Annotated in this window: 23 protein-coding genes; 10 read left to right on the plus strand and 13 right to left on the minus strand. The window is 43.5% G+C overall.

Annotated elements, in window-relative coordinates:
* Positions 1–54 precede the first annotated feature (54 nt).
* Positions 55–807, plus strand: a complete 753-nt coding sequence (locus tag BLQ87_RS21725; protein ID WP_074611005.1) for a hypothetical protein — start codon at positions 55–57, stop codon at positions 805–807.
* Here the strand turns inward: BLQ87_RS21725 and BLQ87_RS21730 are convergent.
* Both BLQ87_RS21730 and BLQ87_RS21735 read right to left on the minus strand, forming a co-directional pair.
* A complete protein-coding gene (locus BLQ87_RS21730) occupies positions 800–1,657 on the minus strand; it encodes an HD domain-containing protein (protein WP_074611007.1) in 858 nt (285 codons plus the stop codon). The two genes, BLQ87_RS21725 and BLQ87_RS21730, sit on opposite strands and share 8 nt — an antisense overlap.
* A gap of 104 nt (positions 1,658–1,761) precedes the next feature.
* Entirely contained in the window at positions 1,762–2,622 is an 861-nt protein-coding gene (locus tag BLQ87_RS21735; RefSeq protein ID WP_074611009.1) for an SDR family oxidoreductase, read from the minus strand.
* A 94-nt stretch (positions 2,623–2,716) separates the two neighbouring features.
* Here BLQ87_RS21735 and BLQ87_RS21740 point away from each other — a divergent pair, with 94 nt between their 5' ends.
* From BLQ87_RS21740 to BLQ87_RS21750, 3 genes are all read left to right on the plus strand, one after another.
* Positions 2,717–3,904 (plus strand): MFS transporter, encoded by a 1,188-nt coding sequence (locus tag BLQ87_RS21740; protein ID WP_074611011.1) that lies wholly within the window; start codon positions 2,717–2,719, stop codon positions 3,902–3,904.
* Between the two features lie 111 nt (positions 3,905–4,015).
* Positions 4,016–5,701 (plus strand): sodium/sugar symporter, encoded by a 1,686-nt coding sequence (locus BLQ87_RS21745; RefSeq protein WP_074611013.1) that lies wholly within the window; start codon positions 4,016–4,018, stop codon positions 5,699–5,701.
* A 204-nt stretch (positions 5,702–5,905) separates the two neighbouring features.
* Positions 5,906–6,919: a PorP/SprF family type IX secretion system membrane protein gene (locus tag BLQ87_RS21750; protein WP_074611015.1), complete on the plus strand. Its 1,014-nt coding sequence runs from the start codon at positions 5,906–5,908 to the stop codon at positions 6,917–6,919.
* Between the two features lie 41 nt (positions 6,920–6,960).
* Here the strand turns inward: BLQ87_RS21750 and BLQ87_RS21755 are convergent, their stop codons facing one another.
* The 4 genes from BLQ87_RS21755 to BLQ87_RS21770 are packed head-to-tail and all read right to left on the minus strand — an operon-like array spanning position 6,961 to position 11,960.
* Positions 6,961–8,163 (minus strand): Gfo/Idh/MocA family protein, encoded by a 1,203-nt coding sequence (locus BLQ87_RS21755; protein WP_074611017.1) that lies wholly within the window; start codon positions 8,161–8,163, stop codon positions 6,961–6,963.
* A gap of 2 nt (positions 8,164–8,165) precedes the next feature.
* Entirely contained in the window at positions 8,166–9,524 is a 1,359-nt protein-coding gene (locus BLQ87_RS21760) for a Gfo/Idh/MocA family protein (protein ID WP_074611019.1), read from the minus strand.
* A gap of 12 nt (positions 9,525–9,536) precedes the next feature.
* Positions 9,537–10,898: a 3-keto-disaccharide hydrolase gene (locus tag BLQ87_RS21765; RefSeq protein ID WP_074611022.1), complete on the minus strand. Its 1,362-nt coding sequence runs from the start codon at positions 10,896–10,898 to the stop codon at positions 9,537–9,539.
* A 30-nt stretch (positions 10,899–10,928) separates the two neighbouring features.
* Positions 10,929–11,960 (minus strand): DUF6807 domain-containing protein, encoded by a 1,032-nt coding sequence (locus tag BLQ87_RS21770; protein WP_074611024.1) that lies wholly within the window; start codon positions 11,958–11,960, stop codon positions 10,929–10,931.
* Between the two features lie 186 nt (positions 11,961–12,146).
* Between BLQ87_RS21770 and BLQ87_RS21775 the strand changes: the two genes are divergently transcribed.
* Positions 12,147–13,175 carry a S66 peptidase family protein gene (locus tag BLQ87_RS21775; protein WP_074611026.1) on the plus strand — a complete coding sequence of 343 codons (1,029 nt, stop codon included), beginning with the start codon at positions 12,147–12,149 and terminating at the stop codon, positions 13,173–13,175.
* Here the strand turns inward: BLQ87_RS21775 and BLQ87_RS21780 are convergent.
* Together BLQ87_RS21780 and BLQ87_RS21785 are read right to left on the minus strand one after the other, a co-directional pair.
* Positions 13,172–13,411: a hypothetical protein gene (locus BLQ87_RS21780; RefSeq protein WP_074611028.1), complete on the minus strand. Its 240-nt coding sequence runs from the start codon at positions 13,409–13,411 to the stop codon at positions 13,172–13,174. The genes BLQ87_RS21775 and BLQ87_RS21780 overlap by 4 nt on opposite strands.
* An 8-nt stretch (positions 13,412–13,419) precedes the next feature.
* The gene (locus BLQ87_RS21785; protein ID WP_074611030.1) at positions 13,420–13,680 is read right to left on the minus strand and encodes a YtxH domain-containing protein; all 261 of its coding nucleotides are present in this window, start codon (positions 13,678–13,680) and stop codon (positions 13,420–13,422) included.
* 98 nt (positions 13,681–13,778) lie between these two features.
* Here BLQ87_RS21785 and xseA point away from each other — a divergent pair, with 98 nt between their 5' ends.
* Genes xseA through BLQ87_RS33235 form a run of 3 tightly spaced genes read left to right on the plus strand, consistent with a single transcriptional unit; the run spans position 13,779 to position 16,294 of the window.
* Positions 13,779–15,152, plus strand: a complete 1,374-nt coding sequence (gene xseA, locus BLQ87_RS21790) for an exodeoxyribonuclease VII large subunit (RefSeq protein WP_083361993.1) — start codon at positions 13,779–13,781, stop codon at positions 15,150–15,152.
* Positions 15,130–15,333 carry an exodeoxyribonuclease VII small subunit gene (gene xseB, locus BLQ87_RS21795; protein ID WP_069381539.1) on the plus strand — a complete coding sequence of 68 codons (204 nt, stop codon included), beginning with the start codon at positions 15,130–15,132 and terminating at the stop codon, positions 15,331–15,333. Before xseA ends, xseB begins: the two co-directional genes overlap by 23 nt.
* A 40-nt stretch (positions 15,334–15,373) precedes the next feature.
* Entirely contained in the window at positions 15,374–16,294 is a 921-nt protein-coding gene (locus tag BLQ87_RS33235; RefSeq protein ID WP_083361994.1) for a tetratricopeptide repeat protein, read from the plus strand.
* Here BLQ87_RS33235 and BLQ87_RS21805 read toward each other — a convergent pair.
* The 3 genes from BLQ87_RS21805 to spt all read right to left on the minus strand — a co-directional run bounded on the left by BLQ87_RS21805 (position 16,289) and on the right by spt (position 19,675).
* On the minus strand, positions 16,289–17,275 hold the full coding sequence (locus BLQ87_RS21805; RefSeq protein ID WP_074611032.1) for an NAD-dependent epimerase/dehydratase family protein: 987 nt from the start codon (positions 17,273–17,275) through the stop codon (positions 16,289–16,291). The two genes, BLQ87_RS33235 and BLQ87_RS21805, sit on opposite strands and share 6 nt — an antisense overlap.
* Before the next feature lie 76 nt (positions 17,276–17,351).
* Positions 17,352–18,473 (minus strand): hypothetical protein, encoded by a 1,122-nt coding sequence (locus BLQ87_RS21810; protein ID WP_074611034.1) that lies wholly within the window; start codon positions 18,471–18,473, stop codon positions 17,352–17,354.
* Positions 18,470–19,675: a serine palmitoyltransferase gene (gene spt / locus BLQ87_RS21815; RefSeq protein WP_074611036.1), complete on the minus strand. Its 1,206-nt coding sequence runs from the start codon at positions 19,673–19,675 to the stop codon at positions 18,470–18,472. Before spt ends, BLQ87_RS21810 begins: the two co-directional genes overlap by 4 nt.
* A 447-nt stretch (positions 19,676–20,122) precedes the next feature.
* On the opposite strand from spt, the gene BLQ87_RS21825 reads away from it, so the two are divergent.
* Positions 20,123–20,467, plus strand: a complete 345-nt coding sequence (locus BLQ87_RS21825; RefSeq protein ID WP_074611041.1) for a hypothetical protein — start codon at positions 20,123–20,125, stop codon at positions 20,465–20,467.
* A gap of 70 nt (positions 20,468–20,537) precedes the next feature.
* Here the strand turns inward: BLQ87_RS21825 and BLQ87_RS21830 are convergent, their stop codons facing one another.
* A complete protein-coding gene (locus BLQ87_RS21830; protein ID WP_074611043.1) occupies positions 20,538–21,182 on the minus strand; it encodes a hypothetical protein in 645 nt (214 codons plus the stop codon).
* A 227-nt stretch (positions 21,183–21,409) separates the two neighbouring features.
* On the opposite strand from BLQ87_RS21830, the gene BLQ87_RS21835 reads away from it, so the two are divergent.
* Entirely contained in the window at positions 21,410–22,261 is an 852-nt protein-coding gene (locus BLQ87_RS21835) for a dienelactone hydrolase family protein (protein ID WP_074611045.1), read from the plus strand.
* Here BLQ87_RS21835 and BLQ87_RS21840 read toward each other — a convergent pair.
* A complete protein-coding gene (locus tag BLQ87_RS21840) occupies positions 22,248–23,510 on the minus strand; it encodes a sensor histidine kinase (RefSeq protein WP_074611047.1) in 1,263 nt (420 codons plus the stop codon). The two genes, BLQ87_RS21835 and BLQ87_RS21840, sit on opposite strands and share 14 nt — an antisense overlap.
* Positions 23,511–23,711 lie beyond the last annotated feature (201 nt).

Raw genomic sequence — 23,711 nt, forward strand, 5'->3', positions numbered from 1 at the left:
AATTTAGCACCAAAAATCACGTTTGATTATTGTTTTGTTAACGAATCTGCAGCTATGAATAAACCATCTATATCTCTTTTCTTTTTGGGACTGATTTTACTCAGCTCCTGTTCTTCTGTATACATGCCAAACGTGCCGAATACACCTATGTTGAGTCAAAAGGGAGAGTTTAGCGGTGGAGCTCACATTACCCCGAGGGGGAATTTCAGTGTAAATGGTGCTTATGCCCTTTCCAATCACCTCGGCGTATTGTTTAGCGGTGCTTATATGAATAAAGAAAGAACAACAAAAGACTACCGCAATAAATCCATAGAAGTCGGGGGAGGGTACTTTGATACCTTTGGTCCGGACAATAACCGGATTATCGAATTATATGTAGGTTATGGTGGCGGGAGTACCGACCGTAATTTCAGGGAATATGATGACAATAAAGTGCTGACCAAAAATATCGCGGAGGAATTTACCTATACCAAAACCTTCCTGCAGGTAAATTACAGTTCCAAGAAAAACAGCAACTTCAGGCTGTTTGGAAATAACTACCCTTTAAACTATGGAACAGCGCTTCGGATCAGCCATGTGAAGATGGATACTTTCCTGAGTAACAATATCGGGCAGCCTAAGGAAGATAACATGTTCATAGAGCCTATCTTCTTCACCAGGATGCGACTAAGTGATGCTGTACAGCTCCAATATACCACAAGTGGTAATTTTGGCTTAAAGAGCCGCAAATTCATGAATGCAGGGAATTCCATCTTTACCGTAGGTGCAGTCGTGAACCTCGGCGGAAAGAAAAAAGAAGTTAAATAGACAATATCGCCTTCAGGTTCCGGAGTTTCGTTTTTAACCCGGAGCCCTTTTTCAAAAAAGCAGGATAACCTTTCTGAAGTTTAATGGCCTTCACTGCTTCATAACCTAAAGCAATACTCCGGATCTTATTCAAGAGAAAAGTATCATCTTTAAATAAATCGGATTCATTCAGAAAACCATTCTTTAAAAAATCCCGGATCAATACCGCCATTTGCTGATTGGCATAAAGGTGGAGCGGAAGGTTAAACACTTCCTGATTTAAACGCTCAAAAACCTGGTTGATCCATTCGACCTGAGCCTCATCGTTCACCACGAGTTTACCTTCATGAATCCTGATGTGTTCTAAAAATAATTTCGCCGCCGGCCGGTTGATCAAGCCTGCATGTAAAGCGTCCCTTAAAGTATAGTCCAGGCGGTCTGCACATAAATGAGGTAGCGGTTGCTCCAGAATGGGGAAAGATCCGTCGAGAATCTGATCCAGGTGATAGCCATGTTTAATCAGCACTGCAGGAACATCTGAGCTCATCAGTATTTCTGCAAACATCTCTTCATGATAATTCTCTTCCCTGTTTTGAAATACATAATCGCCCACATGTGAAAAGGCCGTATGAGAAGCATCATGCAGCAATCCGGCAATCTGCTCGAGCTCAGTACCTCCAAGCATCCGGATGAGCAACATCACACCTTTGGAGTGTTCCAGGCGTGAATGACTTAAATCCGGATTCACTAAAAAGATCGCGCCACTCTGGTGGATTCCGGCAAGCCGCTTCATCGCTGCAGTAGCCAATAAATCTTCAAAAACCGCAGGCAGTTCTACATTTCCATAAAGCAAATCACTTACTCTTACCATATTTTTTAAGCTAAATCTCTCCGTTTAACATCGTTGAATAACGGAGATACAATATTACTAATTATTTTAGCATTAAAAAATAAAATATGCTAACAATAATAGATTTATCCGTTAATGATCTCACCGCCATTCGGATGTAAAACCTGTCCGGTCATATAGCTCGCATCGTCAGAAGCCAGAAACACATAACATGGCGCTACTTCATTTGGCTCTCCGGCTCTTTTTAAGGGAACATCTGATCCAAAAGTGGCTACTTGAGCAGGAGGGAAGGTTGCCGGGATCAGTGGCGTCCAGATTGGTCCCGGTGCCACTCCGTTGACCCTGATCTTCCTCGGGGCAAGCGAAGCCGACAGCGATCTGATAAAACCTGCTATTGCACTTTTAGTTGCCGCGTAATCTATCAAATGGTCACTGCCGCGATAAGCGGTGACCGAAGTGGTAGAGATAATGCTGCTGCCTTCTTTAAGGTATTTGAGTGCCGCTTTGCTCAGGTAAAAATGAGGGAAGACATTGCTGCGGAAAGTTTTCTCCAATTGTGCAGCTGTAATCTTTTCCAGGCCGTCCTGCGGATACTGAACCGCAGCATTGTTGACCAGCACATCGAGCTGTCCGAATGCTTTAATGGTCTGGTTAACCAGCTTTTTACAATGTTTTTCATCCGCAATATCACCGGAAACCGCAATGCCTTTCCGGCCCATGGACGCTATTGCTGCTATCGTCGTGTGCGCATCCTGGTGTTCATTCAGATAGCTGATCAGTACATTGGCACCTTCCTGTGCAAAGGCAAGGGCCACCGCACGGCCAATCCCGCTGTCGCCCCCGGTAATAAGTGCTACTTTTCCTTCCAGTTTCAATTTCCTGGCGGCGGGTTCATACTCTGGTGCCGGCTTCATGAGCGTTTCCAAACCCGGTTGACGGTCCTGATGCTGCTTAGGCCGAATGTCTTTCTCTTTTTCGGTTTTCATTGGAATAACTTTGTTTTCTTAACAAATCAGTCGGACAAAGGGTTTTCACAGGAATGATATTTGCCTATCTTTGGCGGATATCCATTCCTTTCCGATGCAGCGATCTTCCGATACCATTTATACTTTACAATTTGGACTTGTTTGTTTGAGTTCCTTTCTCTTTTCTGCAAGTTTCAATATGCTGATCCCGGAATTGCCTGCTTATTTAAGCAATATGGGAGGAGCAGAATATAAAGGATTGATCATTGCCTTGTTTACCCTTACCGCGGGAATATCCAGGCCATTCAGCGGTAAGCTGACGGATACCATCGGAAGGGTGCCTGTGATGGCCGTAGGCTCACTCGTTTGCTTTGTCTGCGGTTTCCTGTATCCATTGCTGACTACCGTTGCCGGCTTCCTTTTTCTCCGGTTAATCCACGGCTTTTCTACCGGATTTAAACCTACAGCTACCGCAGCCTATGTTGCAGATATTGTGCCGGTTAACCGATGGGGAGAGGCCATGGGCGTACACGGTGTTTGTTTCAGCACCGGACTGGCCATTGGCCCTGCAATCGGAAGCACCATTACCGATCATTACTCCATAAATATCCTTTTCTATTGTTCCTCATTATTCGCATTATTGTCTATTGTGATCCTGGCGAATATGAAAGAAACCTTGCCCGACAAAGAGAAATTTAAGTTTGTGCATTTAAAGATCAGCAGAAAAGACATTGTCGAGTGGAGGGTAATTCCCTCGGTCATCATCATTTTCCTGAGTTATGTCAGCTATGGCGCGATCCTTACTGTAATTTCCGACTGGAGTAAACATCTTGGAACGAGCAACAAAGGCTTGTTTTTTATGGTTTTTACCCTGACCTCACTTTTGATTCGTTTTGTAGCCGGAAAAGCTTCAGACCGTTACGGAAGACCCGTTATATTAAAAATCTCTTTAACCCTGCTCGCCATCGCCCTGTTCTGGATCGCCGTATCGGACTCTTCAGTAATGCTGATGTCGGCCTCAGCACTTTATGGCGTGGCTACAGGGATGTTATCTCCAACTGCTACCGCGTGGACGGTAGACCTGAGCAATCCGCTGCACCGCGGGAAAGCAATGGCCACGATGTACATCGCATTGGAAGCTGGTATCGGCTTAGGCGCATTACTTGCAGGATGGCTGTTTATAGATGACCTGGCGATGATTCCGGTCACCTTTTATTATTGTACAGGAATTACCTTAATGGCACTGGTTTATTTGCAATTTATCTATAAACCAAAGCCCTTGATTCCGGAAACGATCTCCTGATCAGTCCCGGCCTCAAGCCTGCGTTTAAATTTATTTGGCTTTTCTGCTACTTTCTGAAAGTTATGCCAAATAAATTTATATTTTAGCTAGCTAATCAACATTTAAACCACAATGAGCTCACTTCACAAATACGATTACATCGTATTTTTCATTTACTTCGTCATCGTATCCTCCTACGGTTTCTGGATCTATTACAAAAAGAAGACTGCATCGGCAGACTCTAAAGACTATTTTTTAGCAGAAGGTTCTTTAACCTGGTGGGCCATCGGTGCCTCCCTGATTGCCTCTAACATCTCTGCAGAGCAGATGATCGGAATGAGCGGTTCCGGATTTAAACTCGGCCTTGCCATTTCCGCTTACGAGTGGATGGCTTCAGCAACATTAATCATTGTTGCTGTGTTCTTTATGCCAGTCTACCTGAAGAACAAGATCTTTACCATGCCTCAGTTTCTGAGTCAGCGGTACAATGAAAAAGTAGCGATGATCATGGCTGTATTCTGGCTGATGCTGTACATTGTGGTGAACCTGATGTCTATCCTTTACCTGGGTGCATTAGCCATCAGTGGTATCTCCGGACTTGACCTTACTGCCTGTATCCTTGCACTGGCCATATTTGCCATTTTCATTACCCTTGGGGGAATGAAAGTAATTGGCTATACCGATGTGATCCAGGTTTTCTTTTTAATTCTTGGTGGATTGGTGGCGACTTATATCGCGTTAAACCTGATCTCCGGCGGACAAGGAATCGTTAAGGGATTCGGACTGCTGAGAACAGGTGCTTCAGAACATTTCCACCTGATCTTTAAAAAGGATAACCCGAATTATATGGACCTTCCGGGATTAAGTGTCCTGATCGGAGGGATGTGGATTGCCAACCTGAGTTACTGGGGTTGTAATCAGTACATTACACAAAGAGCGCTGGGTGCTTCTTTACCTGTAGCGAGATCGGGCCTTTTATTTGCCGCCTTTTTGAAAATGCTGATGCCGGTGATTGTCGTGATCCCTGGTATTGCGGTATATTTAATCGTTAAAGACAATATGGGTGGAATAAATGGAAGCAGTTTACTAACCGCTTCCGGTGTGCAGGATCCAAACAAAGCTTATCCGGCCTTACTTGGTTTATTGCCAATCGGACTGAAAGGACTTTCCTTTGCCGCGTTAACTGCTGCGATCGTTGCTTCCCTTGCCGGAAAAGCAAACAGTATTGCCACAATTTTCACCCTTGATATTTATAAGAAAGCCTTCGAGCCCAATGCAGGAGAACAAAGAATGGTTAATGTAGGAAAGATTACCGTAGTGGTATCTATGCTGATTGCCGTACTGCTTTCTCTGGCGGTAGGCGACCTGTTAATGGGAGAAGGAAAACAAGGATTCCAATACATTCAGGAATATACCGGATTTGTATCTCCGGGAATCTTTGCCATGTTCATTCTTGGATTCTTCTGGAAGAAAACAACCTCTAATGCAGCATTATTCGCTACCATCGGTGGTTTCGTCGTTTCAGTGATCCTTAAATTCTTACCGGGATGGATTGACCTTTCAGGTCTATACGAATATGGATGGGCAGTAGCCAATTCATCGGGCGTATTTGAAATTCCGTTTATGGATAGAATGCTGATCGTTTTCGCGGTCTGTATCCTGGGCATGTACCTGATCAGTATTTATGAAAACAAGAAAGGGATCGTTCCTAAAGGTCTGGAGATCGACGTTAAAATGTTTAAAGTATCCACTTCATTTGCGATTGGTGCATTAATCATCATCACCTTACTTGTTGCCTTATATTCGGCCTTCTGGTAAGCCTGAATTAATTATAAGAAAAAACGCCTTCATGTAAATGGAGGCGTTTTTTTGTTGCCCTAATCCTGCTATCCCGGACATAAAAATCAATAATTTGACTTAAATACTAATAATATTCATCAATGGTAATATTATTTATTTTACGATAAAATATTTGGTAATTAGAAACTTGTTTAACTAATTATATCTGTATAGATTAGTACTGTGTCTAAAGGAGTCCTGCTTACCCATTTGTTACTGATGATTGCAATGTTGTCTAAAGCACAACAGAGGCCTCAGTATACCCAGTATGTATTTAACAATTATATATTGAATCCTGCCATTTCCGGGATAGAGAATTATACCGATGTCAAATTCGGATATCGAAATCAATGGCGTGGGATAGACCAGGCACCGATTACCGCTTATTTTTCTGTGCACATGCCATTAGGAAAGCAATACCTGTATGGCAATTCCAATTCATTTGATGAAAGTGGGAACAACCCGATGAAGAGAAATTATATGCATACATATATGGCTTCAGAACCGCATCATGGGGTAGGCGTCTATGGCGTGGTAGACAGGACAGGTCCGATTACGGGTAGTGATTTCAAATTAACCTATGCCTATCACCTGGGACTGTCACCGAGATTAAACCTGAGTGTAGGGCTGGCAGCGGGTGTTTCGAGGTTGATACTGGACATTTCCAAGATCAGCCTGGAGAACAGCTTTGATCCTGCAGTCTCCGAAAATGCGAACAACAAAATTCAACCCGATCTGGCGGCAGGGATCTGGCTGTATGGGGCCGACTTTTTTGCCGGGCTTTCGGCTCAGCAGCTGCTGAACAGGCCCATCAGTTTTAACCCGGATAAAGGATACCATCAAGGTAAACAAGTGCCGCATATTTTCCTGACGGGAGGATATAAGGTTTTCCTCAGTGATGAAATTGCGGCCCTGCCTTCGGTCATGTTTAAATATGTAAATCCGGCACCAGTATCAACCGATGTAAACCTGAAATTCGCGTTTAAAGATAAATTCTGGCTAGGGGCGAGTTACCGGTCCAACGACGCCTTTGCGGTGCTTGCAGGCTTTAACGTCAGTTCTCTCTTTGTGCTGGGCTATTCTTATGATTTTACCACTTCGGAGTTGGGAAAAGTAAGCACAGGAAGCCATGAGGTGGTATTGGGGATTTTATTAAACAACAGATACAAAGTAACCTGTCCGCAGAAAAACTGGTAAAGCGTGATATTTACCGGCATTTCTGCGGACAGGAAAATTAGCTATACATTATACCCGCTATTCCATTTTTCAATGCGTTCCCCATATAAAGCTTTATTGGCCAGATGGACACATATGGCCGTTGTTGCTCCGGTAATCACGTTTGAATCCGGTTGTTTCTTTTCTACGATAGACCGGTGAAAGTCCTTCAGGGAATAATAAGTGCCGTCTTTAGCGGGAAGGTCTGTTTTTATCGGAATTCCACCATCCTTGTCCCAAACGATTTTTGTGGCACCAGTCACCCCATCAACGGTCTCCAGTTCCTTTCTGTTGCTTTTTTCCGGGTAAAATATCGCTTCATTCACCAATAAGGAAATCGTCCCTTTCGTGCCCTTCAGTTTAAATAAATAGCTGTCACGCTCGTTTGCCAGGGTCGTTCCAAAGTTCCCGATCATGCCTTCTTTCGCATAGCGGAACATCACCTGGACATTGTCGTAAGTCTCCCTGCCATCCTTATAAAAATCGATTCCACCTGTAGCAAATATTTCCTGAGGATGGGTATCAAAGGCCCAGTTGATGAAATCCATCTGATGGGAAAGCAGTTCGGCCATCAGGCCTCCGGAATATTCCTTATACATCCGCCAGTTGATTTTCCGCTCCAGTGAAGGGTCCGGAACATTTCTGCGCCAATTGTTGTTCCTGTCCCAGCGGCTTTCAATCTGAGTTACTTTTCCAAGATAACCTTTATCGATCATCTCTTTGACCTTGTAATAAATAGGGGCATAGCGGTATTGATGACCTACCTGCAGAATCTGATCCGGATGCTGTTTCACGATCTTCACCAGATCTAAAGCCTCGGGGATATTATAAGTCATCGTTTTTTCCAGATACACATGCTTTCCGGCTTTCAGCGCAGCTACGGCGATCGGAAAATGCATGTTCAAGGGCGTGGAGATAAACACTGCTTTAATGGTTTTATCATCAAGCAGGGCGAGGTAATCCTTGTATTGCTTTAATCCCGGCTGTTGTTTCAGGGTTTCTTTGAGCCTGAAATCGAGTACATCACAAATCGCCGCGACTTCAAATTCCCCGGGAAGCTGGCTTGCGATATGAAGCAGCCCTTTTCCACGGTCTCCACAGCCAATAATGGCTACTTTGATTTTTTCTTCCGGATTCCCGGCAGCTGTTTTTCCAAACATATCCTTAGGCAGTAATAATCCGCCCGCGAGGATGCCTGTATTCTGTATGAATTCTCTCCTGAACATGTTTAATATTTAAATACTTTACCATCCACCATCACTTCCTGAGTCCTTTCATCGAAGATCGCTTTTTTTCCCGTTCTTGCGGCAGCATTGGTCATGATATTTGCAATGGAATGGTAATAACCCGCTTCTACAGGTGCATTCGTTTGTTCGCGGCTGCGCACACATTCCATCCAGTTCCTCATGTGGGCAGACGTTAGTTTATCTCCACCGGTATTGGCCGAGGCAGCCACTTTTTCTACCATATCTGTGAGCTTCAACTCCGGCAGCAGGTTGGGCTGCATGTGCATCGCACTAGCCGCATTTGCTTTTAATCCACCTTTAGGGGAAACCATATTGGTGTTCAGGTTCAGCTCTCCGCCATTGGCATAATAGATTTCTGCCGGGTTTTCATCACCATTGTGCATTCTCGAAGTGAAGACCACCTGAAATCCGTTTTGTGGATCATCGGCTTTGCCATAGTCGAACACCGCCGTAGTGGTGTCCCAGTTCCGGCGACCATCCTTCCACTGATAAATCCCGCCATTCGCCACCACACTTCTGGGGTGTTTTAATCCGGTAAACCAATGTACGGTATCGATCTGGTGCGACATCCATTGTCCCGGCATTCCTGAAGAATAAGGCCAGAAAAGGCGGTATTCCAGGTATTTGCGTGGATCCCATTCTTCAAAAGGACGGTTGATCAGAAAGCGTTTCCAATCGGTATCTTCCTGTTTTAATTTCGCTACCAGATCCGGTCTGCGCCATCTGCCCGGCTGGTTTACATTCCAGCTGAGTTCTACCATGGTGATGTCGCCAAATTTACCATCCTGAATAAACTTAGAAGCCGCTTTATAGTTTCCACCACTTCTTCTCTGCGAGCCGATCTGAACAATTTGTTTGGATGCTTTTACTGCTTTTAAAGCTGCGCGGGCATCTTCCATCGTTTCTGCAAAGGGTTTTTCACAATACACATCACATTTGGCGCTGATGGCTTCCATGGCATGAACTGCATGTTGGAAATCGGCAGTGCTGACAATCACTGCGTCAATATCTTTCAGGTTATATAATTCTTCATTGTTGCGACATGCAGTGATGTCATGTCCGAATTTTGTTTTGAGCAGGTCTACACCCAGGTTCCTGCGGTAATTCCAGAGATCGGAGACGGCTACCATATCAAAGTTGAGTTCTTTATGGTGGTTCAGGAAACTCGGCAGGAGGGAGCCTGCAAAGCGGTCCGAGAAGCCGACTACGCCAACCCTTACCCGGTCGTTGGCACCAATAATATTTCCATAGCTTTTTGCGCTTAAACCCATGGTTCCCATATAGGTTCCCGCAGCTGCAATCGCCGATTGTTTGATGAATTTTCTTCTTGAGGATAACATAAACAGAAAGGTTTAAAGTTGTTTTAACTTAATGCTTCTGAAAAAAACCTGATCACCATGGTCCTGGATCAGGATATGACCTTTTGGCGCCATTCCAAAATTTTTCCAGTCCTTATACTTGCTTCCTGCTACCAGGGCAAGGAATTCTGCTGATCCTCTGGTATATTCCAGAATTTTATAGCCGTTCAGCCAGTATTCAATTTTATTGTCCGGATAAACCCTGATCAGGCCCCTGTTCCATTCTCCGATTTTCTTTTGTGCGTTAGGAATCTTTTTGCTTGTCATCAGGTCATATAAAGAACCCAATGTACGGTTACCGTCTTTTCCAAGTTTTGCATCCGGATGTTTTGCATCGTCAAGAATCTGATATTCAGGGCCGATTGCTGAGCCTTTGTTTCCTTCTGTGAGGGTGACAAAGTATTTAATCCCGCTATTTGCTCCTTCGGTCAGTTTGAAATCGAATTTCAGTTCAAAAGCGGAATACTGTTTTTCCGTTACGATATCACCACCATTGGTAGATTCTCCACCATTTGATTTTTGTACGCTCAATTCGCCATCCTGGATTAACCAGCCACTTGCAGGGAAAGTTGGTTTATAAGCACCTTTCCATCCTTTGCTCGTTTTACCGTCCCATAACAAGGAATATCCTGATGCTTTTTCCTGTGAGGACAAGTCATTTGGAACAAGATTTACGACAAATATGCCATCATTTTTAGAAGGCTTAAGGTTTGCGGTCTGAATCCGGATGTTGCGCCAGCGGATCTGTTTACCCGGCTGGTCGTTTTTACCAATACCATGAACCTGTAAAGCAATAAATCCGCTAGGGGTCATGGCATCGACAACATTTGCTGCAGGAACACCGTTTACCCAGGTTCTGATGGAGTTACCGATACATTCTACCCTATATTTATTCCATTGGTTATTTTTGAAAGCCGCTTTTCCTGCCGGATTGATGTCCATCGGATACAGCCAGCCTCTTCTTGATTCGTCATAAAGTCCACCGCTAAACTGCCTGTCGGAAGGATCGATCTCTACCTGATAACCATGAACCCTGCCATTTGAATAATCAGCCTTACTCTCACTGCGGATCTGCACTCCGGAATTCATCGAAGGATCTACCCATAATTCCAGTTCGAGGATAAAGTCTCCATAATTTTTCTCTGTGGTCAGGAAGGAGTTGGGTTGATTAGACACGGTAGTACCTACAATTTCTCCGTTAACGACTTCATATTTTGCCTGTCCGTTGAGTTGTTTCCATCCGGTAAGGTCTTTTCCATTGAACAGGTTTTGCCATTTCTGACTTTGGGCCTGCAGGGTCATCGGTGCAGTTCCCAGGAATAAGGCGGCTAAGATTAATAATTTTTTACTTTTCATTTGTGTGTTTACTTCTGTTTTATGTAGTTCTTATTTGGTTTTACTAAATTCCAGTGCTTGTTTTTGCAGGCTGGCAACGCTTGGTTTTTCTGAGGACGTAAGGAGGATCCGGTAACGAAAGGTAACCGACGATCCGGGGAGCAGACGCAGGTTCAGGCGTTCTTTTCCCTTACTGAACACTTCCTGCCCCAATGGATTTGCGGCAAACAAACCATAATCACGGGCATGCCAGTAAGTAGGGTAGCCCGGATTTTTAGGGTGGTCAATTATGGCTACAGAAATCTCCTGCCCGTCTTTTACACCGGATAACAAACACCAGTCGGCCCTGGTTCCCCAGGCATCATTCCCTTTTTTTCCTGCGCTCGTCAGGTAATCTCCGTTTGCCCCGTTTGTAGCAGCGGATACTTTGGTCCGGTTTCCCTGACTATCGCTAAACTCGGCCACCTGATTGGAAGGGAGTTCCAGTTCTTTGGTTACCCTGAGGCCCAGCATTCCATCTTTTACATCTTTGAAATAAACGGTATCCTTTACCGCGGTCAGGGTGGTGATCCTGTCTACAGTCCTGGTATGTTCTGTACCTGAAAAAATCAGTGTTGTCCTTTCTTTCAGCAATACATGCTGGTCTTGTCTTTCCCAGTTTGCGGTATAAACGAGCTTTCCTTCTTTAGCCCCATCTTTCGTCTGAAGGACTTCCACCGATCTGATCCATCCATATTTGCCCTTCTTTTCTGCGGGGATATTATAGGAATTGTTCCAGAAATCAAAGCCGTTTATGCTTTCATAATTGAGCCATAAGCCAACATGGTGCGGATGGTCTGTTCTTTCCTGATCCCTGGTATTCAATGGAAATCCACGGGTAACGGTTAGTCCGCTTGCTGTATTTAAAGGATATAAGATGGGTTTTTCGAGCTGATTGGAATAGAGAAAACTACTAAAATGACTGCCAGCGATGAGCACATCGATTTTATTTCCATCCTTATAGGGGATGAAGCCTACATTTTTAGTCTGCGCATTGGCATACAGACTCCCGCTTAACAGCGCCAGGATCAGGTATTTCTTCATATTTGGTTAACTAACATCCGCCAGGATCGGAATGCAACAGCAATCGATTGTCTTAAGCTAATATACTTTTCTTCGGATAGAAAGCATTCGGAAACCCGCTTTATCGCCAAAAAAATCTACGAAAACGATGGAGTAACCTGTGGATGTCCGGAATTACACTTATTATTGTGTATAGCAATCTGCAAAATGAACAGGAAACATTTTCTCTCTTTTATGGCGATGGCGGGCGCAACATTTCCGGCATTAAAATCTTTTGGAAGTTCAGTAATACCGGAGCCGGCAACGGCTGTAAAAATTCCAGACTATTTAAAGGCCGGGGATACTATAGGAATCACTTGTCCGGCAGGTTTCATTACCATGGCAGAGATCTTACCTTCCGTTCAATTGATGGAAAGCTGGGGCTTCCGTATTAAAATAGGAAAGACCGTAGACCGGAGGGATTTTACTTTCGGAGGGTCTGATCAGGAACGGATGCTGGATATGCAAAACATGCTCGATGACCCGGAGTTAAAAGCGATTATGTGTGCCAGGGGAGGGTATGGTGCAGTCCGCATTATCGACCTGTTGAATTTTGACCGCTTTGTGGCGAGTCCGAAATGGATGATCGGGTTTAGCGATGTGACCATATTACATTGTCACCTTAGCCGCAAATATGGCATTGCTTCCATACATTCTAAAATGTGCAATAGTTTTCCGTCCGACTGGACGCTTGCCGATCCCGTTCAGATCGCAACGATCCTTTCCATCCGGCAGGCATTGAGTGGGGAACAGTTGAAGTACATCGCGCCTCCACATCTCTTTAACAGACCAGGGAAAGTGGAAGGTGTGCTGGTTGGGGGGAACCTCAGCATCATTGAAACGCTTGCCGGCAGTAAATCTGATTTAAAGACGGAAGGCAAAATCCTATTTCTGGAAGATACCGGTGAGTACCTCTACCGCCTGGACCGCATGTTCTGGAACCTGAAGCGGACCGGAAAGCTGGAACAGTTGCAGGGACTGATCATTGGGGGCTTCAAAGTAAAACCCGATGATCCCGGGGAAGAATTCGGCAGAACGCTTTATGATATCGTTCAGGAAAAAATAAAAGAATACAACTTTCCCGTATGCTTCGATTTCCCTGTTGGCCATCAAAAGAACAATTTCGCTTTAAAATGCGGGGTCAAACATAGTTTTGAAGTAAACAGCAATGGCAGCAGCCTGACTTCCTTATATTAGCTTTTCTTTTTTCCGCCAAACCAGGATTTCACCTTGTTAAGTAAGGAACTGATCTTTTCTTTAGGCTTTTTCGTGTACTTGCTGATCAGATAGCCTGGGCTATACTGATGGATATACGTTTTTACCCCGTTTTTTATCGCATCTTCATGTTGCTGTGTATCGGTCTGAAGTTCCTTTTGTTTATTTTTAAGATCCTTTAAGCTGTGAATCTCTTTGTAATCGTAAATTTTTCCCATCTATCTGTCTATACGTGTTCCACATGATCATTGTAATCCTCCTGGTCAAATCCAAGGCTGATCGCATTGCTCAGGCGATCTTTAATGTTTTCTAAATGATCCAGCTTGTTTTCTGCCCCATCCTGCAGGTTGTGACCGAGGTCTTTTAAAGAAAGGCTCAGGTCATCACGGGTATCGCTTCCTTTTTCAGGAGCAAGCAATAAACCCAGCGCTGCACCGGCAGCCATCCCTGCAAATACTCCCAATAGTATTCTTGTATTTTCGTTCATAAAAAATTTATTGTTCTTCGTTCATTATAACTGTAACAAGGGTAGATTTGTTTTTAGAATTCCTAACTTTAGACAATTATCATAGATATCTATAACCCTTGAGCACAATTCCTTCTATAAAGCTGTCTGAGCTGACCAGTCAAATCCAACAGGTAATTGATGGGGCTTTCGGACATAAAACATTCTGGATCATTGCCGACATCACCAATTACACCTATAAACCTCAAAGCAATTACCATTATTTTGAGCTGGTGGAAAAGGATAAAACGGCCGCAAAAATCCTGGCAAAGGTGGCGGGCAGGGCATGGGGCAATGCTTCTCTGAACATTAGCAATTTCGAGAAAGCGACCGGCCAGAAATTCAAGAACGACATCAACGTGTTAATCCAGGTATCGGTACAGTATAATCCATCTTTTGGCTTGCAGCTCAACTTGTTGGATATCGATACCAATTTCACGCTGGGCTTATTTGAGCAACAGCGTAAAGAAACCCTGGAAAGGCTGGTTCGGGAAAATCAGGCTTTTATCAAAAAAGCAGGAGAGGGCTATATTACCAGGAACAGCGAGCTGGCACTCAATCAGGTGATCCAGCGGATTGCAGTCATCTCTTCGGATACTTCTGCCGGATTTCAGGATTTTAGACATACCCTGGAACACAACCCGTTCGACTATAAATTTTATATCGACGATTACTTTGCCCTGGTGCAGGGCGATGGAAACGCAAAACAGTTTCTCGCCAGGATCATCGAGGTTTTTGAATCGCAAAAGCCTTATGATGCCCTGGTCATCATTCGCGGGGGTGGTGCACAGACGGACTTCCTGATTTTTGACAACTATGAACTGAACCGCGCAATCGCCAAGTTTCCCATTCCTGTCATCACCGGGATCGGGCATCAGAAAAACGAGACCATTGCCGATTTAATGGCGCATACTTCTACCAAAACACCCACCAAAGCGGCAGAATTTATCATTGCCCATAACCGGGCTTTTGAAGACAACCTGATTGGTACTCAGAAAATGATCCTGATCAAGACTTATCAAATGATCAATCATCATAAAGACAGGCTGGTCCGCCTCAACCAGATTACCATCAATACCACCCGGAACCTGTTGCATGAGCACCATAAAACCATCATGAATCTGTCAGGAATGATACTGACCAACCCGAGGATCATCATTTCCAACAGGCGGAAAGACCTGAGTAACCTCCAGCTGAACCTGCAATCTTACAGCAAGCTGTATTTTCTGAATAAAACGGCACACATTGCCCATTTTCAGTCGGTGATGAGGATCATGAGCCCGCAAAACATCCTGAACAAAGGCTTCGCCATTATTAAAGTGGATGGAAAGATTGCCGGAAATGCAGACCAGATAGAAGTGGGTACCGAATTAACCGTGAGACTGGCGAACTCCGAAATAAAAACAATTGTAAAATCTAAATCAGCATACGATGAAAACGAATTTAACTTATGAGTTGGCTTATAGGGAACTTGCGGAGATCGCACAGGAAATAGAGACAGAATCTGTTTCTGTGGATATTCTTGCAGAAAAGGTGAAACGGGCTTCCGAACTCATTGAATTCTGTCAGAACAAGTTGCGTGCAACCGAGACTGAAGTAAATAAAATCATTAAGCAAATGGAGAATCAAAAGTAGTATCTTAGTCAGATTCGTAAACCATTAAAGCTTAAATAATATGTCTACACAAGGGAATTTTAATGCCGAACAAGAAGAAGAGTTTTTCAATAAGATTGACCAGGTTTATGATTTAACGGAGGCCTCAGATTTTGATGCTGCAGAACAATTGTTGTTGCAGATCGACGGTTCCATTTCCGGGCCTAAGGAAAACAGTAGCGTGGGAGGAGTGGTGCTCGACAGCATTTACTCTTTTTATGAGCAGACAGGAGCGTTGGAAAAGGCATTGCCTTTCTTCCTGGAAGAGACTGATTATCTGAAAGAAAAAATGAATCATCAAAAGATCAGTTCCACACGTCATTTCTTAACTACAGGCGCAATCTATTATGCTTTAAAAGAGCTGGATCATGCCCGTACGTATTTCGGTATTGCCTATGAAAAAGAAGGCAGCCGGATTTTTCAGGATGAGAACTCAGATTACCTGAGGATCGCTTTGATGGATGATGCTGAATTTGAAGCCTTTAAAACGGATTTTGTGCCGAACAAAGACGAGGAAACACTGGAGCTTACAGAAGCGCAGCAGGAATTGCTGGATCAGTACTGTGAAGAAGGAAATGCAGAGATGGACAAAGAGAATTTCTCCGGAGCCATTGAAGCGTTTAACAAAGCTTTGGAAGTTTTACCAGCACCAAAAGACGATTGGGAGGCAACCGCCTGGATCTCAGCTTCTATTGGTGATGCTTATTTCAGCGAGAAAAAATACAAAGAAGCTTTAGATCATTTGCACCGTGCGTACCAGATTTACGGTGAGGAAGAGCCCAGTGCTTTTGTATTGCTGCGCATGGGACAAAGTTACCTCGAGCTAAAAGAAGAAAAACATGCCACAGATTACCTGCACCATGCCTATAAACTGGAAGGTAAGGAGTTGTTTGAGGATGATAAAAAATACCTTAAATTTTTAGGCACGAAGGTAAAACTATAACCAGTTATTGCTTTTATACCAGCTCACCGTTTCGTTCAGGCCTTTTTCCAGGTCGTACTCCGGTTCATAGCCCAGGTCAGCTTTTACATGGTCGATATTACAAGCCCAATTGATTGCGGTGAGTTCGGCCATCTTTTCTTTATTAAGAGCAGGAGTATTCCTGCTCTTTGCATAAAATACATCCATTAAACTCGCCATAGCCCCTACAATAGGTACCGGCAGGTGGAATTTGAACGTCTTTTTCTGCAAAGCCTTTTTGATGAAATCTGCTAAAGCATAGCGGTTGTAAATGTGACCATCTGAAACATTGTACTGTTTGGAAACCAGCGGAGAGAACAGGGCTTTTACCAAAATTGCAGCAAGGTCCTTTACATAAACAAAGCTTAATTGTTGTGTAAAGCTGCCGATATGAGGTTCCAGTCCTTTATTGATGCTGTTGAACAGGATAAACAAATCTTTTTCCCTTGGGCCGTATACGGCAGTAGGGCGGATCACGATCAATGGAAGTCCGGGAATGGCAGCCAGGTATTGTTCTGCCAGTAATTTGCTTGCACCATAATTGGTGACGGGTTTTCCGGCAGTATTGTCCTGAATCTCTGCCGTTAAATCCCTCAGCGGCCCCAATGCGGCCAGGCTGCTCACAAATACAAATTTCTGCAAATCTATCGCAGCAGTACTTGCCGCTAAAGCCAGGTTTCTTGAATAGTCTGCATTGATCTTATTATAGGTTTCCTTTGTTTTCGCTTTGGTGATTCCGGCCACATGAATGATGTAGTGGTATTGTTTTTCTTCCAGCTCTCTTTTAAGGCTGTCTACGGAACTATAATCCAGATGGGTATACTTGATGTCAAACTCCTGTAAGTGTGCCCTGTCCGTGTCCGGACGAACGGCAGCATAGACTTCTAATCCGGCAGCCAATGCTTTATTGATCAAATGATAACCAACAAAGCCTGTTGCTCCGGTAATCAGTACCTTTTTCATCTGGTATGTATTTTTGTAGAATGTTTTAATGATGATCTAAAGCAGGCATCAGCAGATTTGCTGATGCCTGCTTTGATTATATTGATTTTTCGAGAATTCTGTATTTACGGTACAACTTGCCATTGATCTGTTCAATTGCGCTGTTCACCATGGTATTGTGTTCCAAAGTCCAGGAAGCTTCTGCATACTCAAACTTTTTCTCCTGAAAGGTTTTAATCGTTAGTCCGTATAAACAGGCTTCGATTCCCATTTTGCGGTAACCGTCCATCACGCCAAGGGCCATAATTCTAAGGCCTTTGATTTTCCGCTTGTACCATAACAGCCTGATCAGCCCCCATGGGAATAAACGGCCTCTTTTAACTTTAATGAGTGCCTGGTTAAGGTCAGGAACGGAAAGCGAGATCGCCACCATTTTGCCTTCCTGTTCTGCGATGTACACAAAGTCAGGGTCGACAATCATTTTGAGGTCTTTGGCCAGGTAGTGGAATTCCTTATCTGTTGCCGGTACAAAACCAGTATTGTGGTCCCATGCCGCATTATATACTTCACGCACTTTCACCACCTCATTCCAGAAATCTTTCATATTGATCTTTCTGATGATGATGTTGTTGCGTTTCAGACGCTCCTGAATGGCTTCTGCCAGTTTCAGCGAACGGTCATTGTATTCACCTGCTAAAAATTTATAAGCCCGCAGGTCTACCATTTTAGCAAATCCTGCATCTTCCAGAAGCTGCAGGTAGTAAGGTGGGTTATAAGGCATCATGGCTACCGGAGGACCATCGAAACCTTCCACTAATAAAGCGCAGATATCATTGGTAGAAAAGTTCAGCGGGCCGACCATACTGGTCATATTCCTTTCTTTCAGCCATTTGGTAGCTGTCTCAATCAGCTGGTTTGCAGTTTCCTGATCGTTGATACAATCAAAGAAGCCGAAGTGACCTTCAGTGGTATTGTTTTTCTTATTGTGGTTGTTGTTTTGAATGGCCGCAATTCTTCCTACAACTTTATCTCCATCATATGCGAGGAAACATTGTAAAGTGGAATGCTCATGAAAAGGATGCTTACCAGGGGTAAGCATGTCACTTTGTGCAATAAATAACTCCGGAACATAGTTCGGGTCATTTTTATGCAAATCATGTGGGAAATCAATAAAAGCGGCTAATTTTTTCTTGTCGTTTACCGCAACAATGTTCCTCATATTTCTACCTGAGAAGGTTTAATCTGAACTTCTTTAGCTGCTGATGCGATCTTTTCTACGGCTTCTTCAATCTGCGCGAAGGTATGGGTCGCCATTAAAGAGAACCTGATCAGGGAAGCATCCGAAGGTACTGCCGGAGAAACGACCGGATTGACGAAAATTCCGTTGTTGCTCAGGATATTGGTAATCATAAAGGTTTTATCATTATCCCTGATGTATACCGGGATGATCGGGCTATCGGTATGGCCGATGTCAAAACCCGCCTCTAATAATAGTTTTTTAGCATGGTTTGTATTTGCCCAAAGCTGGTCAATGCGTTCCGGCTCAGACTCAATGATGTCTAAAGCAGCAATTACACTGGCTACTGCCGAAGGCGGCATACTTGCACTGAACATTAAAGAGCGTGCCCTGTGTTTTACATATTCAATTGTTTCTTCTGTTCCTGCAATGAAACCTCCCAAAGAAGCAAGGGACTTGGAGAAAGTACCCATGATCAGGTCTACTTTATCCGTAAGGCCAAAATGAGAAGCAGTACCTGAACCATTAAATCCGATTACGCCTAAACTGTGGGCATCGTCCATCATGATGTTTGCACCAAACTCTTCTGCAATTTTAACAATTTCAGGTAAGTTAACCAGGTCACCTTCCATGCTGAAGATTCCATCGGCAACGATCAGTTTCGCGGAGTCTTCCGGTAAACGGCTAAGCTTCTTACGAAGATCGTCCATGTCATTGTGGGCATATTTGATAGATCTTGAAAAAGAAAGACGGCTGCCATCAATGATCGAAGCATGGTCATATTCATCCAGGATCAGGTAATCGTTTCTGTCCAATAAACAGGAAATCACACCCAGGTTTACCTGGAATCCTGTGCTGAAAAGAACTGCTGCTTCCTTACCAACATAAGCTGCAAGTCTTCTTTCCAGTTCTATATGTATGTCAAGCGTTCCGTTCAGGAATCTTGATCCGGCACAACCCGTACCGTATTTATCAATTGCAGCTTTTGCTGCTTCTTTAATTTTTGGGTGGTTTGTCAATCCCAGATAGGAGTTTGAGCCAAACATCAGCACCTTTTTTCCATCTATAACCACCTCAGTGTCCTGTGCTGATTCTATGGCCCGAAAGTAAGGGTATAAGCCTTTTTCCTTGATTGCTGTAGCGTCTTTAAAAGCGGCTATCCTATCGTGTAATTTTTTGCGCATGCTAGTACTGTATGTTTAGATCACTGAGCTTTTGTTGATGTGTTGTTGGTTTTGTTAAGAAATTATTAGCTCTGTCTTTAATAATATCTCCCTGGGTTTAGCTTGTTAGGTTTGACAAATTTGTCAAATACAAAAAAACTTATCAAATCTAAGATCATAAACACAGAAAACAAAACTTGAGGCCATCCAAGTTTGAATATATTACTTTTTAAAACAAAAATTACAATTTTCTTATAATTTCTCTGGGTTTTAGCCTCAGTTAGGTACAAATACTTCACATCAATTGTCAACCAAGTATACAATATTGATACCAAAAAATAAAGTAATTTTTAAAAAGACATTATAATTCACCGCTTTAAATTTAAAAAGGAAGGGGTAATGCTCTGATAAATGAGCCTGAATCGGACTGATCTAAAGATTTTGTGTATTTTTGGAAAAAAAGATTAGATGAGTACTATTAATACGATACCGACGTTCGAGAATTTTACAGAATTTTACCAAAAAGCCGTTGAGCCGCTAAAGCAGGAAAATATTGCTTACATCAGGTTAGATGGAAAGCTAAAAGGGGGAACAAGAAATGTTTTTGCCTATTTCTGGTATAAAGATAAAAAATGGAGTGTAGCTGCAGATACTTTTATTGACAGGTTGAAGATTGCTTTTGAACTTGCCCAGAAAACAGAAGAGCCTTTTGTAATTAAAGCGACCAGAGATCATAAAGGAGAGTCTTTATCCATCAAAGGACAACCGATCAGAAATAACAAATTCAGTGTATTCAAAGTAGGCGAGCGATAGGCCCGCGAAATAAGCACATAAAAAAAGCGATAAGGTATCTTATCGCTTTTTTTATGGAAACAAAGGCGTATTAACCTTCTCTTTTTACATAAGTTTTGTTTCCGTTTTTGTTGATATAATATTTTCCACCACGTGGGCCGGTTAGAATTTCTTCTCCATTTGGACCTTTCAGACTTCTGTCCACTGTAGGCTTATAATCTTTAGGCGCTACTGTTGAAGCGGCCTCTTTTTTCACCTGGGTTGCTGTCGTTTTAGTTTCTTTTACTGCCGCTGTTGCTTTTTCCTTATTTGCGTTGTAACGCTTGTCCGGTGTGCCATCTTTTTTAAGCCCCGGGGTAGCCGTTGCTTTCACTTCTTTTACCGCTTCGTCTTTTTTAGCCACAGCTTTTGTTGCCGCTTTTTTCGGAGCTTCAGCAGCTACATCTTTTGCGTTGGTGTAACGTTTGTCTGGTGTGCCATCTTTTTTAAGCTTTGTGCCTGCAGATGCTGCCTGGTCTGCTGCTTTCTTAGTATCTGCTTTTGCGGCTTTCTTTGCAGCTGCTGCCTCTTTTTTGGCTGCCGCAGCTTCTTTTTTCGCATCGGCTGTTGCCTTGCTTGCTTCTTTTTTAACCTTTTGTTTTTGAGTCGCAACGGCTTGTGCAGGCTGGGCTGTTTGTGCCATACCTAAACTTACACAGAAGCTCAGAATGGTCAGTAATGAAAGTAGTTTTTTCATGGTTTTCTTTTTTGATACGCTGTTTTATAAATTCTTTTTAATCTATTTTCTGTTGGCTTTACAAACATTAAACCAATTTAACATATTAACAGGAAATTTCTACCAAAAAACTAGAATATTTTACAGTAATTTTCTTAGTGTCAACGCCGTATAATGCGTTTATCCGTTTCTTGTCGCAGAAAAATTTCTTATCTTGCTATAGATTTAGCTCATTTAAACCTTCAATTATGGATCAGCGCATTATCAACCTATACGATGAATATACCCATAGCGGCATCAGCAGAAAAGACTTTCTAAAGAAACTTGCCATCCTCACCGGAGGCACAGCAATGGCCTTAACCGTACTTCCCCTGCTGGAAAACAATTATGCCGCAGCAGCCGAAACACACGATGAGGCCCTCAGTCTGGAAAACATTACTTATCCCGGAACAGAAGGAGAGATGAAGGCTTTCCTGGCAAAGCCAAAAGGGAAAAAACATTTGGGGGCAGTATTGGTGATTCATGAGAACCGGGGGTTAAATCCACATACGATAGCGGTCACAAAAAGAGTCGCTGCTGCAGGCTTTTTAGCTTTAGGGGTAGACGCACTGTCTCCTTTTGGGGGCACACCTGCCGATGAAGACAAGGCGAGAGAACTGATCGGTCAGCTGGATCCGGATAAAAATCTTCAAAACTACCTTAAAGGACTTGATTATTTAAGAAAACATAAAGACGGAAACGGAAAGGCTGGTTGCGTGGGCTTTTGCTGGGGTGGAGGAATGGCGAATAAGCTGGCAGTAAATGACCCTGAATTACTGGCTGCTGTAGCTTATTACGGGGCACAGGCAAAAACCGAAGACGTAGGAAAGATCAAAGCGAATATCCTGTTGCATTATGCCGGACTCGATGAAAGGATCAATGCCGGAATCCCTGCTTATGAAGCCGCATTAAAACTGCATCACCTCCCATATCAGTTGTTTATATATGAAGGAGTGAACCATGCTTTCAACAACGATACTTCTCCGACAAGGTACAATGAGGCTGCCGCAAAGCTGGCATGGGGGAGGACGATCGACCTGTTTAAGGCTAAGCTGTCGTAAGCGGGATTTCAATGACCACAATTGTTCCGTGTTCAGGTTTCCTCCGGATCTCCATTTTCCCTTTAAAGTAAGCAATCTTGGAACGGATACTTTCCAGTCCGATGCCCGCTGAGGTTTGGGAAAAGGGAAATTCAATGCCTTTACCATTATCTTCGACAATAATGTTGACATAATCGCTGTGTTCTACCACTTCCAGGTAAGCATTGCTCGCGCAGGCATGTTTGACAATATTGGTGAGCAGCTCCTGAATGATCCGGTAAATGTCGTTTAAAAAAGGAATGGGGTAATGCCCGCAGGACTCGAACCCGATGATGGCATATTCCAATGCTGTTTTTTCGGAAAGGTTGATTTGGTACACCAGGTCTGTCAACACTTTATTCATGCCATATTTTTGAATGCCCCAGGGGCTAAGGGTATGCCCTAAAGTCCGGATGGCCTGGGCAACATTCTTCAGCACTTCTTCTGCTTCTTCCAGTTTTTCCTTCGCGCTTTCCTTTACATATCCTTCGCCGGTCAGCACAGAAGAAATCTGCCAGGTGGCGATGGAAAGCATGCTGCCGACATCGTCGTGCAGCTGATCTGAAATCTTGCGCCTTTCCTGTTCCTGAGTATCAATAAAGCCCGCAGTGATTTCCTGTTGTTTGATGTTGATCGTCCGGAGCAGTTCTTCCCGGTCCAGGCGGTAGCTGTTGAAACGCTGAGCAAGACCAAAAGTTAAAATGATGGCTTGCAATACCAATCCTGTCTGTATCCCAAAGGCCGACAGGTAAGTATTGCTGATTTCCAGGCCAAAGAAAACAAGGGGAGCTATGGAAACGAGGTAAAACCAGACCTGTTTATTTCCAGCTTTGATTTTCAGGATGAGGCTTGCCAAAATGAAGATACCCGCCAAAATGAGGATACTGGTAAAAACGTATCGATAGCTGTAACCTTTATCTGTAAAGATCCATAAGCAAATCAGTAGTATATATAAGGTATAATATAGATACAAACGGTCCTTTACCGTGATAAAAAGAAACAGGCCGAAGAGCAGTAATACCATTACCGCACCGGAAAGAATGCCATTGATCAGGTGATATTTTGCCTGGCTGGCATCGATGCCGGCCGGATGATGGCCAGCACTAATGTTCCGGTCTCCCGGCATAAAAATGGTTTCCGCTTTAGCAGAATTTACTTTAAATGGGTTCGGATAAGCGAAATTTCCGCCTAAAAACAGGAAAAAGAGGAGCGTGGCCGCGCAAAATTTCATATATTTTTCTTGAAATCAGCAACAATTCAAGCGTAAGATTAACCAAAGATTTTAACATAAAAAAGGAATACCATTGTTTTATATCCTTTAAACTACGAATGCTTCCGATAAGCGCTCTGGAAATCAGGCCAGAGCTTGCCCTCACATAATGAGTGTGTTAAGCGAAAGGAACAAGCCTTTAGAACGACGGAAGGAAAACAA

The organism is Pedobacter steynii (genome assembly GCF_900103665.1).
GTDB classification, from domain to species: domain Bacteria; phylum Bacteroidota; class Bacteroidia; order Sphingobacteriales; family Sphingobacteriaceae; genus Pedobacter; species Pedobacter steynii.

Excerpts from the sequence above, each read along its gene's own strand:
- BLQ87_RS33235 (WP_083361994.1), top strand. The coding sequence starts at position 15,374 with ATGTCTACACAAGGGAATTTTAATGCCGAACAAGAAGAAGAGTTTTTC.
- BLQ87_RS21805 (WP_074611032.1), bottom strand. The coding sequence starts at position 17,275 with ATGAAAAAGGTACTGATTACCGGAGCAACAGGCTTTGTTGGTTATCAT.
- BLQ87_RS21745 (WP_074611013.1), top strand. The coding sequence starts at position 4,016 with ATGAGCTCACTTCACAAATACGATTACATCGTATTTTTCATTTACTTC.
- BLQ87_RS21840 (WP_074611047.1), bottom strand. The coding sequence starts at position 23,510 with ATGAAATTTTGCGCGGCCACGCTCCTCTTTTTCCTGTTTTTAGGCGGA.
- BLQ87_RS21735 (WP_074611009.1), bottom strand. The coding sequence starts at position 2,622 with ATGAAAACCGAAAAAGAGAAAGACATTCGGCCTAAGCAGCATCAGGAC.
- BLQ87_RS21760 (WP_074611019.1), bottom strand. The coding sequence starts at position 9,524 with ATGTTATCCTCAAGAAGAAAATTCATCAAACAATCGGCGATTGCAGCT.
- BLQ87_RS21775 (WP_074611026.1), top strand. The coding sequence starts at position 12,147 with ATGAACAGGAAACATTTTCTCTCTTTTATGGCGATGGCGGGCGCAACA.
- BLQ87_RS21835 (WP_074611045.1), top strand. The coding sequence starts at position 21,410 with ATGGATCAGCGCATTATCAACCTATACGATGAATATACCCATAGCGGC.
- BLQ87_RS21780 (WP_074611028.1), bottom strand. The coding sequence starts at position 13,411 with ATGGGAAAAATTTACGATTACAAAGAGATTCACAGCTTAAAGGATCTT.
- BLQ87_RS21740 (WP_074611011.1), top strand. The coding sequence starts at position 2,717 with ATGCAGCGATCTTCCGATACCATTTATACTTTACAATTTGGACTTGTT.
- BLQ87_RS21770 (WP_074611024.1), bottom strand. The coding sequence starts at position 11,960 with ATGAAGAAATACCTGATCCTGGCGCTGTTAAGCGGGAGTCTGTATGCC.
- BLQ87_RS21810 (WP_074611034.1), bottom strand. The coding sequence starts at position 18,473 with ATGAGGAACATTGTTGCGGTAAACGACAAGAAAAAATTAGCCGCTTTT.
- BLQ87_RS21765 (WP_074611022.1), bottom strand. The coding sequence starts at position 10,898 with ATGAAAAGTAAAAAATTATTAATCTTAGCCGCCTTATTCCTGGGAACT.
- BLQ87_RS21785 (WP_074611030.1), bottom strand. The coding sequence starts at position 13,680 with ATGAACGAAAATACAAGAATACTATTGGGAGTATTTGCAGGGATGGCT.
- BLQ87_RS21730 (WP_074611007.1), bottom strand. The coding sequence starts at position 1,657 with ATGGTAAGAGTAAGTGATTTGCTTTATGGAAATGTAGAACTGCCTGCG.
- BLQ87_RS21830 (WP_074611043.1), bottom strand. The coding sequence starts at position 21,182 with ATGAAAAAACTACTTTCATTACTGACCATTCTGAGCTTCTGTGTAAGT.
- spt (WP_074611036.1), bottom strand. The coding sequence starts at position 19,675 with ATGCGCAAAAAATTACACGATAGGATAGCCGCTTTTAAAGACGCTACA.
- BLQ87_RS21725 (WP_074611005.1), top strand. The coding sequence starts at position 55 with ATGAATAAACCATCTATATCTCTTTTCTTTTTGGGACTGATTTTACTC.
- BLQ87_RS21755 (WP_074611017.1), bottom strand. The coding sequence starts at position 8,163 with ATGTTCAGGAGAGAATTCATACAGAATACAGGCATCCTCGCGGGCGGA.
- BLQ87_RS21825 (WP_074611041.1), top strand. The coding sequence starts at position 20,123 with ATGAGTACTATTAATACGATACCGACGTTCGAGAATTTTACAGAATTT.
- xseB (WP_069381539.1), top strand. The coding sequence starts at position 15,130 with ATGAAAACGAATTTAACTTATGAGTTGGCTTATAGGGAACTTGCGGAG.